The sequence below is a fragment of the Adlercreutzia sp. ZJ154 genome (assembly GCF_011039055.1).
In the GTDB taxonomy this organism is placed as follows: domain Bacteria; phylum Actinomycetota; class Coriobacteriia; order Coriobacteriales; family Eggerthellaceae; genus Adlercreutzia_A.
Window position 1 is genome coordinate 40,331 of sequence record NZ_JAAKEF010000017.1, and the last position, 11,158, is coordinate 51,488.

General features: G+C 52.6%; 9 protein-coding genes and 1 tRNA gene. 5 read left to right on the forward strand and 5 right to left on the reverse strand.

The annotated features are described in order from the left end of the window. The first annotated feature begins 10 nt into the window (after nucleotides 1–10). The gene (locus G7Y37_RS07220) at nucleotides 11–742 is read left to right on the forward strand and encodes an ABC transporter permease (RefSeq protein ID WP_165062798.1); all 732 of its coding nucleotides are present in this window, start codon (nucleotides 11–13) and stop codon (nucleotides 740–742) included. A gap of 58 nt (nucleotides 743–800) precedes the next feature. Beyond that, a tRNA-Ala gene (locus G7Y37_RS07225) sits at nucleotides 801–876 on the forward strand. 837 nt (nucleotides 877–1,713) lie between these two features. Here G7Y37_RS07225 and G7Y37_RS07230 read toward each other — a convergent pair. Beyond that, the gene (locus G7Y37_RS07230) at nucleotides 1,714–2,103 is read right to left on the reverse strand and encodes a hypothetical protein (protein ID WP_165062799.1); all 390 of its coding nucleotides are present in this window, start codon (nucleotides 2,101–2,103) and stop codon (nucleotides 1,714–1,716) included. A gap of 432 nt (nucleotides 2,104–2,535) precedes the next feature. Next, complete coding sequence (locus tag G7Y37_RS09325) at nucleotides 2,536–2,763, reverse strand: hypothetical protein (protein ID WP_165062800.1); 228 nt, start codon at nucleotides 2,761–2,763, stop codon at nucleotides 2,536–2,538. A gap of 628 nt (nucleotides 2,764–3,391) precedes the next feature. Here G7Y37_RS09325 and G7Y37_RS07240 point away from each other — a divergent pair. The 3 genes from G7Y37_RS07240 (at nucleotide 3,392) to G7Y37_RS07250 (ending at nucleotide 8,835) form a co-directional block, all read left to right on the forward strand. Continuing rightward, nucleotides 3,392–6,391: a DEAD/DEAH box helicase family protein gene (locus G7Y37_RS07240; RefSeq protein ID WP_165062801.1), complete on the forward strand. Its 3,000-nt coding sequence runs from the start codon at nucleotides 3,392–3,394 to the stop codon at nucleotides 6,389–6,391. A gap of 227 nt (nucleotides 6,392–6,618) precedes the next feature. Next, nucleotides 6,619–6,963, forward strand: coding sequence for a DUF3800 domain-containing protein (locus G7Y37_RS07245; RefSeq protein ID WP_165062802.1), 345 nt, complete (start codon nucleotides 6,619–6,621; stop codon nucleotides 6,961–6,963). 519 nt (nucleotides 6,964–7,482) lie between these two features. Next, a complete protein-coding gene (locus G7Y37_RS07250) occupies nucleotides 7,483–8,835 on the forward strand; it encodes an ATP-binding protein (protein ID WP_165062803.1) in 1,353 nt (450 codons plus the stop codon). Nucleotides 8,836–9,149: 314 nt separating this feature from the next. Here G7Y37_RS07250 and G7Y37_RS07255 read toward each other — a convergent pair whose 3' ends face one another. From G7Y37_RS07255 to G7Y37_RS07265, 3 genes are all read right to left on the reverse strand, one after another. Further along, on the reverse strand, nucleotides 9,150–9,608 hold the full coding sequence (locus G7Y37_RS07255; protein WP_165062804.1) for a PIN domain-containing protein: 459 nt from the start codon (nucleotides 9,606–9,608) through the stop codon (nucleotides 9,150–9,152). Continuing rightward, nucleotides 9,605–10,342: a hypothetical protein gene (locus G7Y37_RS07260; protein ID WP_165062805.1), complete on the reverse strand. Its 738-nt coding sequence runs from the start codon at nucleotides 10,340–10,342 to the stop codon at nucleotides 9,605–9,607. The genes G7Y37_RS07255 and G7Y37_RS07260 overlap by 4 nt, the downstream gene beginning before the upstream one ends. A gap of 247 nt (nucleotides 10,343–10,589) precedes the next feature. Beyond that, the coding region (locus G7Y37_RS07265) for a UDP binding domain-containing protein (RefSeq protein ID WP_304518580.1) at nucleotides 10,590–11,158 on the reverse strand (569 nt) is incomplete at its 5' end.

Below are 11,158 nucleotides of genomic sequence, written 5' to 3' on the forward strand. Positions count from 1 at the left end.
CGTAAGCAATTTGAGCAAGACACTTGGATATATCTGGGGCACTGTATTAGTTATAGCCATCTGGTGGCTTTTAGCTTTAGTTGTGCAATCGCCCGCGCTGCCCACCCCTATTGCCACAGTACCTGTTTTGGTTGAGCAATTTGGCGCAATAATGCCGCAGTTTTGGCTAAGCCTTTGGCGCATACTGCTAGCTATGATTATAGGCACTTTACTAGGTGCACCCATAGGGCTTGCACTTGGGCGCTCAAAACGCGCCGATGCTGTTTTAGGACCGGTGTTGTATATCCTGTACCCTCTTCCGAAAATAGTGTTACTACCTATATTGTTTGTTCTATTCGGAATAGGCGGCGAGGCAAAGGTAATTCTTATAGCCATTGCGGTATTCTTCCAAATGATGGTAACTATGCGCGATGCCGCGCACGCCATACCAACTAGCGCTGTTGAATCGATGCGAACGCTTGGCGCAAACCGCTGCCGAGTGTTTGTGCATCTTGTAGTACCCGCCACTATGCCCGCCCTATTCACCGCACTTCGCATAACCACAGGCACCGCGGTAGCAATTTTGTTCATAGCGGAATCGATGGCGGGCAATACGGGGCTTGGGTATTTTATTATGCACTCGTGGTCGCTTTTGGAATACACGCGCATGTTTGCCGGAATAATTGCTATGGCACTTATGGGTGTTTTGCTTTACGAAGCATTCGATATTGCCGAAAAGCATTTCAGCAAGTGGAAAAACTAACGCACAATGCGCGTCGTTAGGCTATAATAGTGCGTCGCGAAAATGATTCGCAACATACGGGGCATTAGCTCAGCTGGGAGAGCGCGTGGTTCGCAATCACGAGGTCGTGGGTTCGATCCCCATATGCTCCACCATAGAAAGATTCTCGAACCCGTCATTGTTGGCGGGTTCGAGTTTTTATCTGCTTTACCCGCACAAACCTATCGCGTTATACTCTGCAATCTAAATAACCGTCCAAACACTCGCGAACACATACTCCGCGGTATATGGGCAGAAAAGTGTGTAAGGCTCAATCCATCGCAAAGGGGCAAGGAGTACTATTGCGGAACTCTGATCAAACCAGACCGTGTGGTGTTGCCTTCGTCACTTTTTAGGCGAAAAATGGTCAAAACTTCCAACTTTCCACAGTCTATAATGCCAAATTACGCCAATTACGAATCAAAATGGAATTGAAGAACCCTGTTTGCCCAGTGTTCTCCACAATTCAAGTTAGCCATGTGGCGCTATGACCATGGAAAGTCGGAAGTTTTGACCATTTTTCTAACTTTTTTGAACTAGTATGCGGATAAGTTGAATCGTAATCTAGCGTCAAGGTGTTGAGAGTTTACCCAAAAGCCATCCGACATACACTTTAAGCCATCTTGCGGAGGTATCGTTTTTCCTAGCACTATAGCCTCCGCATAAGCTACATCTCCACCTCTGCCTTCCGGCTTTAGTGAATTTGTTCTTTGACATTTTGCTGCTGACTTTGGCTCTCCCGAGGAATACGGATCAGGGATCAGTTGGAACGAGCTTCACACCGCAATCGAATACAGACAGTGAATAATCGCCTCAGACACACTTTTTAAGTATTAACCCTGACTTTGGCGTAAAGCAGGGAAAAGCAAAAGCACCGACGGTAGGAGCAATACGCCCCGTGCCAGTGCTTTGATGGCTCTATGATACCACGAAGTTATGCTATAGCATAACCCCTACTTGATAACGATTACCTCGCGCTTCTTGTTAACGAAGATGAGCCGCTTCATAGCCTTGAACTGAACGGCCCATTTCTCAAGTTCCCTCTGTATCTGGTTGTCGTTCAGGTTCTTTATCCTCTGGCTGTCGTAGATTACATTCGGGGATTGGTGTATCGCCTGGCGCAGCGTCTTCTGTATCTTTGGCAGCCTGCTGCTTATGGGGGACTTCATCTCCCAGAGGACGCCGTCGATGACCACATCCGGGGTGCGGACATATTCGTCATCGCTCCTTTTGATGAAGGAGACGACAAACCCGGCGTTAGCCAACGCCTGGGCTGTCCTTCGCTCGTGCTCCCAGACATCTATGCCGGACTTGATGATTATTTCGCCTGTCTTATCGTTCATACGCTTATTCTACTCTGCCTCCCTACATAGGCTGGAGGACCTCTGCGGCTTTGGTATCAGCTACTTCGACTTCGATAATACGGGTGACCAGACATGACCGAAGTGGCGAGCGACCTCATGGGGCCGTGGGAGTACCGGTACAAGTGGTACAGCGAGGACGAGGCGACCGCGAAGGCGCGTCTTAAGAGCAACTGTTAGGGCTTGTCGGAGCTTGGGTAGAGCCCTCGCCACGCTCAAGACCTGAAGCTTTACGCTCCCGCCCTGTATGCGCCCCACACAATGGCAGCCGAGGGCTTATAGGACACGCGCACCGATAACGCTTCACTACCCTGACCGGAAGGCTCTGCCACCCAGCGGATAAAATACGAAAGCGCCCGACTTGAGTGAAATACTCACCGCTCGAACGCTTTAATGAAACGTATCGTAGCACGTCTACTTGATTTTGATAACCTCCCCCACACGATTTATATACAGCAGTCTTCTTATGTGGTGCAGGTCGCAAGCCCACTTAACAACCTCATCTTGAATTTGCTTGTTGGTGAGCCGTTTCATGCGCCGAGAATCGAAAATAATGTCACGCGATTGATGAATGGCTTGGCGCAAGCGCTTCTGAACAACGCGAAGATTGTCAGACGTTGGAGCCTTCACTTCCCAAAGCACGCCGTCGGCTAGGAAATCGGGGTCTTGACACCTTTGCCCCTGATGCGCTCTCTGAACTCTACATCCATGCCATAAGCGGCAATTGAGCGTGCGGTAGCCATCTCATGCGGTTGGATGTTGAGATGGATAGGGGCAGTGATTGTTCCTTGGCGCTTAGTCATGCGATTGATTATACGACGCGGGTCAAGAGAGCTTTATGACAGGCTTGTACCCTGGTCTCGCTTTTGAATACGGAGGATTTCGATGCTTCCGGTAGAGACGATAACTGGAGATGAATGTATGGACGGTAAGAATATTGGCTTGCAGGAACACGGAGCGGGTGCGGCGCTTGGGGTTCCTCGCCGCCTTGGGGGCTTCGACCGCGGCATCCCCGCAGAAGCGAAGGGGCTCCCATTCCGAACGACGAACCGCAGGACCTCCTCGTCCGACGGCTCTGCGACGAAGACGATACGCGCAGCGAACAGCTCGCCGTCCTTCAACACGCCGAAATGCAGTTCGCCATGACGATGCTTGCTCGGCATGGAGATGATTGGTCGAACACCTTCCTTGAAGGCACCAAGTCGATAACGTCCCTGCTTGATACAATATATGCAATGACCTCAGCTGGCGGACAAGGGAGATTTGCGACATGGCTGGCAAGGTGCCGAAGTACGCGCTCATCAATGGCAGGGAATCCGCACTTATCGAAACCGTTCCCCACGCGTTCTCAAACGAGAAGGCGTGCGTTTTCGTAGGAGCCGATGGTGACCGCCGATACGTTTCGGAGGCGGAGTGGCGCATGGGCGCCGACGAGTTCTCGAACTACGCGGCACAACGGCAGCTGGTCACTTCCGAAAGCTCTGGCAAAGCTAAGGTAGCTCTCTTCAAGTCGCTGTTCAGAGGACGCGAAGACGTTTACGCGCATGGTTTCGCCAAGAAAGACGGAGGCATCGGCTACTCACCCGCATGCGCCAACGAGAGGACGAGGTGCTGTCCCCGCTGGACGAAGGCGAGGCCTGGGATGAAATGCGCCGGTTGTCCGAACCGCAACCTCATTCCCGTGAACAACCAAGCGATTGTCGAGCACTTCAAGGGAAAACGCGACGATCTGCGGGATGTGATGGGGCTCTACGTACTCACGCCAGATTGTAAGACTTGGGTGCTCATCGCCGATTTCGACGAGGAAGGCTGGCAAGGGGAAACGGTGCTGTATCGAGATGCCTGTCGAGCCTTCGACCTCTTCCCGGCCGTCGAGCGGTCCCGCTCTGGGAACGGCTCTCACGTCTGGTTGTTCTTCGATGAGCCTATTGATGCCGAACTCGCTCGGAACCTTGGTTGCACGCTCGTCACGCATGCGATGTCCCAGGCGGCGGGAATGAGCTTCGAGTCGTACGACCGATTTTTCCCGACGCAATCGACCATCGTGCAGGGCGGTTTCGGCAACCTCGTCGCATTGCCGTTCCAGGGACGGGCGCAAAGGCGGTCGAACTCTGTGTTCGTGGACGACGATTTCGAAGCCTATCCAGATCAGTGGAGATTCCTGTCATCCGTTTCGAAAGCATCACTTCAACAGGTGCGAGGAATCGTCGATTCGGATCTTGGCGGGCCGTTGGGTCAGCTCGCCTTCGACAGTCATCCCAGTCGGAAAGCAAGTGAGCCGGCGGGGATTGTCCATACGACCGTTTCCATGCGAGTTCCCGATTCTGCATCGGCCAACTTCCCGAAGACCGTGAGCGTGACCAAGGCGAACATGCTCTACGTGAGCAAGGAGGGCTTGTCGAACAAGGCGCAGAACCGCATCAGGCGGCTCGCCGCGTTCGGGAACCCCGAATTCTACCGCGCCCAGGCGATGCATCAATCGGTCTATGGGAAGCATCGGATAGTTTGGTGCGGTGAGGAGGACGAGCAGTCCATCATGCTCCCACGCGGCTGCGAGCAGAAGCTCGTCGATCTTGCCAAAGAACAGGACTTCGCTTACACGTTTGACGACAGGCGCAACAGCGGCGCGCCTGTTCAAGTCGCGTTCTCGGGCGTTCTGCGCGAACGGCAACGAAAGGCCGCCGATGCACTTCTGCGCCATGAGAACGGCATACTGATGGCGCCGACGGGCTTCGGCAAGACCGTCATCGGCGCGTACCTAATCGGTGAGCTCAAGATGCGCACGCTCGTCATCGTCCCGAAGACAAGTCTGATCGACCAGTGGAAGGAGCGCCTCAGACAGTTCCTTGACATCAAGGATGCTAGGCCGCCCCTGCTCACGAAATCAGGCAAGCCGAGCAAGAGGAAGCGACCGGTTATCGGACAGATCGGCGGAGGCAGGAACGCTCCGAGCGGCATCGTGGACGTCGCGACGTTCCAATCGCTCTCCGGGAAGGACGACATGGGCATCCCCCGCGTGAAGCCGACGGTCGAAGATTACGATCTCGTTATCTGCGACGAATGCCACTACGGGGCCGCCCCCAACCTAGAGCTTGTCATGAAGAGCGTCAACGCTAGGCGCGTGTATGGTCTTTCAGCCACCCCCAAGAGGTCGGATGGCCTTGAACGGATAATCTATATGCACTGCGGCCCCATCCGTCACAGGGTCGACCCGAAGGAGCAGGCAGCCGAACAGGGTTTCAAGCGCATTCTACAACCGCGCTTCACCAGGATAAGATTGGGCTCGTTGGAACCGGGCTCATCGTTCAACCAGGTGGTCGAAGCGCTCTGTGGACATGGTGCCCGAAACGAGCTGATTGCAAAGGACGCTGCCAACGCCATCAAGGCGGGACGTACGCCCCTCGTCGTTACGAGCCGCAAGGAGCATACCGACGAGATTGCTAGGCTCTTGGGCGAATTGGGAATCGAAGCATACGTGCTGACGGGTGAGGGCACTGCCCGGGAGAAGCGAGAAAGGATAGAGCAGGTTCGCAGTGCGCCTGACGCCCATTACGCGATCGTGGCCACCGGCGCTTACATCGGAGAGGGCTTCGACCTCCCCCAGCTCGATACCCTCCTTCTCGCATCACCCTACTCCTTCGAGGGCGTGATCACCCAGTACTCGGGGCGCCTGCACCGCAAGAGTGAGGGCAAGGATGACGTTATCGTCTACGACTATGTGGACGCAAGTCTGCCCATGCTTGAGCGTATGTACAAGAAGCGGCTGAAGACGTACGCGAAGCTTGGCTACGAAATCGCTGAGACCGGTGAGACGCAGGGACCGGGCGCGCGCATCGTAACCGCAGGCACTTGGCGCGCAGAGTTCGCCGTCGACCTGCTGCACGCTGGCAAGGGCGTTGTCGTATCTGCACCGTACGCAAGCCCTAGACTCGTGGAGGCGTTGTTGCCCGACATCACAAGCGCTGTCGCCCGGGGGATCGAGGTCAGGATCATCATGAGGAAGCCCAAGAGCGAGAAGTCTCTCGCCCTGCAATCCGAAATCGCCCAGATGCTTGCGACTGCCGGCTGCAAGATTGAGGTTTTCGATGCGCCGCTGACTGGGATAGCCGTTTTTGACGGCAAGGTCGCTTGGTACGGGACACTGCCTCTTCTTGCCTTGGCAAAGGCCGACGATTGCAGCCTTAGGGTCGAGAGCGCCGAGGTGGCGGTTGATTTGGAAAAGGCGCTAGAAGATTCCGTCTTTGCCGCCCGCACGAGCCTGAGCGTGTGAGTACGGCTCTCGTTGCGGCAGAGGTATCCCCCGCGTGAAGCCGACGATAAGCCGCAAAACGAGCCACGTGGGGGACAACTTTCGATGACCTAGCGCCGTGGCTTATGGCAGACGCCAGCCGCTGGGTAGCAGATAGAACGATCTAGATCAGGAAAGAATTCTTGATCTAGATCGTTATTGTCTCTTGAATGTTCTACTCATATTAGAGTTCTGCTATTATCGGCTCGGTGAAGAGATATCTGAAGGGTAACCTTGACGAAGAAGTCGGCTTCTCGTTTGCGCAGATGGATTCCAAGAGCGATTTTGGACTGCAGGCCGCAGACTATTGCTCGTGGGCACTTTTCAGAACATGGTCGAGTGGCGAATGCCGCTATCGCAACATTATCGGAAGTGCGATTGCGCAAGAAACCGATATTCTTGCCGACAGGAAAATGGAGTGCGTCATGCAAAACCAAACCGGGAAGATAATCATTGGCCTTTCTGAATCTGGTGTTGTTTTGCCACTTTTTGCCTCCATTTTGGGTCTGGCAACACAACATATCATTCCTTTCGATTTTGAGCCCATCTTTTAGATTAGCCTCAAGTTTCCGATCTTTCCCTACTCGCACGCAAACCCCGCCTTGCGCAGCTCGTCGTGGAGCGCGGTGCGGCGGGGGTAGGCCTCGCGAATCTCCCGAACAAGACGGCGAGCCGCCTGTTCGCCTTTGGGGAGGGAGCGCAGGTGCACGAGGGTCTGCGCCAGGCAGCGGTAGGCGGAACGCCCGGTGGCCCTTGCCGCCTCGTCGCGCCGATTCTGCATGTGGCCTTCAATGATACCAGGGAACGAGCATGCGGGTATTTCGTTAAGAAAGCTTGCATCCCATTAAGCCCCTTGATCCTTCCCCTCTCCATTTCGACGGTCGTAATCAAATCGCCCTTTTGCAAAACGAAATCAACTTCATTGTTCTTTTGCACGCCACCAAAAAATGCCCGTTTAACTTCTCAAGAATATCAAGAAGTTAATGGTACTACTTCTCAAAAATCTTGAGAAGTAGTACCATTAACTTCTCAATAGAATTGAGAAGTTGCAACTTTCCGTAAAGGAGACCCGCATGACTGATCTTTCTTCTATCGTACGAGAATACCGAGAAGCCCCTCTGCCTGCGCTTGTCGCTCGAGATGAAGTCATTCGCAGCCTTCCATCCCCGCAACGATTTAATCTAGTAGAGATCGTCACCGGCATGAGGCGCAGCGGCAAGACATTCTACCTCTTCCAAAAAATGAAGCAGCTCTTAGAGGCAGGCGTGCCACGCGAGCGCATGCTCCACTTCAACTTCGCCGATGACCGTCTCAGCCCCATGGATCCCCACATCATGGACAACGTGCTGAACGAGTATTGGCGGCAAGCGCCTAAGGCCAGAGAGAGGGGAGCCTATCTGTTCCTCGATGAAGTGCAAGAGGCCGATCAGTGGCAAGGGTTCTGCCAACGCGTGGCCGAAATGGAACAAGTCACGCTTGTCGTCACAGGCTCGTCTTCGAAGCTCTCCTCTGACGAGATCGCAACGCAATTCCGCGGGCGTTCGCATTCACACGAAATGTTGCCTCTCTCCTTTCGCGAATATTGCCGCTTTGCCGGCGTGGAACGTATCGACATCGATCGAGGGGCAACCCCTCAAATGCAAACGCAGCTTGAAGGGATGTTCGACCGCTATTTGACAGAAGGAGGCTTCCCAGGCGTTCAGAACAAACGGGCAGAAGATAGGATCGAGCTCTTGCAGGGATATGTGCGCGATGTGGTGGCACGTGACGTGGCCGACCGATTCGGGCGCGAGGACATTCGCTTGGCAAATCAGTTCGCACTATACGGATTGCGCAACACCGCCTGCGAATTTTCGATAAACGGCCTAGTAGAGGCCATGAAGGAGCTTGGCTACAAAATGTACTGGGAGAAGGCCAGCCGCCTCGTCACCCTTCTTGAACAGGCTTTTCTCTTCTTCGAGGTTCCCGAGTACGCCGTTTCGCTTAAACCCCAATCGACCGCACTGCCGAAGGTGTACGCTATCGATCCGGGTATCACCTATGCGGTATCCCGCGCGAATCAACAGGACATCGGCAAGCGCTTCGAGACCGCCGTTTTTCTTGAGCTGCGCCGGCGTCTTGCTGGTCGACGCATCGACACACTTACCTCTTATACCGTTCCCGACGCTTCGCGCCACAAGGTCGATTTCCTCTTGGGGGACGCCCTTGCATCCGAGCCCTACGCGCTCATGCAGGTTTCGCTCACTCTTGAGAACGAGAGAACGCGGGCGCGTGAAGTTGGCTCCTTGGCAGCCGCGATGAGCGCCACTCGGCTCGCACGGGGCACTATTATCACCTTAAGGGAAGAGGATCGCTTCGAAATCGATGAAGGCACGATCGAAGTTGTGCCCGCCTGGAAGTGGTTTTTGACTTCTGAGTTGCCGTAGCTTTTACGCTCCGCCCCTTTTCGGACGGCCTGTCTGATTCCTGCACCAATTCCTGAGCACTGTTCCGCAATATACTGAGCAGCATGACGTTCCCGGATACCCAGACGTTTGACCATTTTGTTTTCGAATTCCATTGTTATCGCCAAAATAGAGCCAATCGTTCTACTGGCACAAAATCGCCCTAGCAGTTCGCTCGACCTCTGGGTCGAACTCGGGCTTCATAACGCCAGTCTTCCAATCCATTTTAGGAACGAGGGCGGTGTCGGAAGGGAGCAACGATGCGCATAGAGGGAGGTGTATCCCTTCCTAACACATCAAAGAGGAAGGCGGGGGTTAAGCGGATACAATTCGAAAGCTGGCTCGATGATAGGGATCGGAATCTCTGACCGACCGTTACACTTCAGCAGATCATGGTCAAAGGTATGAAACTCATCAATACTATGGAATTGGTTGATATAGACAGCAGTAGCAAGATGAATGGCGTCTTGCTTGTGCTTCTCAAAGCTATAGTTCCATATCACTTCTCGCGCTTGCTCTGCAAGATGTCTGGTTAAGTCAACAACGAGCAGCCCTTTGTCCTGGTTGAAAACCTGTATGATTGCGTCTCGCTCCTCAGCGGTCCCTTTGATTACCTCGGTCAAAGTTACGACAGAAGTAATTATCTCCAGCTCACCATTATCTTTCTTGTCGACAACGCCCTTGAGCACTTTTCCACGTTCAGTTCCTTGGAGAAAGTCGATAAAGCAACATGAATCCCAGTAGACACGCTTCATTCGGCATCGCCCCAAATCCCAAACAGGTCAGCCAAAGAAATCGTCTCTGGACGCTCGACAACCTGAATATCCTGAGCCACGATGTCATGCTTGGTGCCATCCTCGTTGAAAGATATGTCACCAGTGACGCGCACGTAGTTACTGCGATAACAAGAACGCACAGTATCTAACAGGGCATCGTCATAGTAGACCTTGACACGCTTGCTGGAAGCTTCATCATAGAGCGCAAAAAACGGCTTTGCGCTTGCATATAGGGTCTTGACCTCTCCGTATGTAGTACCGAAAGAGCGGTCGATCGTCTTGGGTTTTACCGGCACGGAATAATCAACCATGGCAATTGGCTCGCGTTCATGGCTACCCGGATAGGAAATATCGATGGTCGGATTGCCAGAAAGACCGTTTTCACCTTTGAACAAGCGTGTCATTGCCTCGTAATGCTGCATAGTCTTCTTTGTAAACGTGGAAGGATTCTTTCCACCCTGGATCAATTTGAAGTCACTGCGAATAATTCCCAGACATTGATCGATTTCCTCGTCTGTCTCGGTATCGGAGGAGGGGTAGGTCGCCAACGCCACGGAACCCTGTTGAATTTCAGCAAACCATTTTACGTCGCTAAGACAGTCTTCGGAGGCGGACTGAATCATCGCGAAAAACTCGGAAATGCAGGTCTGCAATTCCTCAACAGGCAAAACGTCCTTTTCGAGATGAAAAAGGATTCTTCTATCCTTGTTCACAGCGTGCCTCCCTTCACAACGCGATTTCCTCAAGTAATTAGGATACTCCAGCTAGCCGTCGTAGCTTCTCAATCAAAGCAGAAGGACTTTGTCATGATACACCAACGTCACCATCTCGTTCAAAGGATAGCATGCTAGGCGCATCCGGCACCCTAACCCAAACCTTGTCGATTTTCTTATTTCTTTAATCAGGTGTTCATTTCGTGCCGGTACTGAAATCAGTGCACCGTTTAACGTATTTTCATCCCTAATCCTTTCCAAACAAATCACGGGTGTATACCTTATGCGATACATCGGCTATGTCTGGGTGGATGCGATTGGCTACTATGATGTTGCTTACTTGTTTGAATGTATCTAGGTCATCTATTACTTTGCTCCCAAAAAACTCACTATCGTTTAGGGTTGGTTCGTATACAACAACCTCTATTCCTTTAGCTTTTATACGCTTCATAACACCTTGAATGGAACTTGCACGGAAGTTATCAGAGCCCGATTTCATAGTGAGACGATATATGCCAACTCTAATAGAAGATGAACTGTTTTCTGTATAGCCCACCTTTTGAAGTATATCTTCGGCAATGTAGTCTTTACGGGTACGGTTAGCATCTACTATTGCTCCCATTATGTTTTGAGGGACACTTTCATAATTTGCAAGAAGTTGCTTTGTGTCTTTCGGAAGACAATATCCACCATATCCAAATGAGGGGTTGTTGTAGTGGTCCCCTATGCGTGGGTCTTTACACACTCCATCAATAATCTGTTTTGCATCAAGACCGCGAACTGATGCAAATGTATCTAGTTCATTAAAGTAAGCTA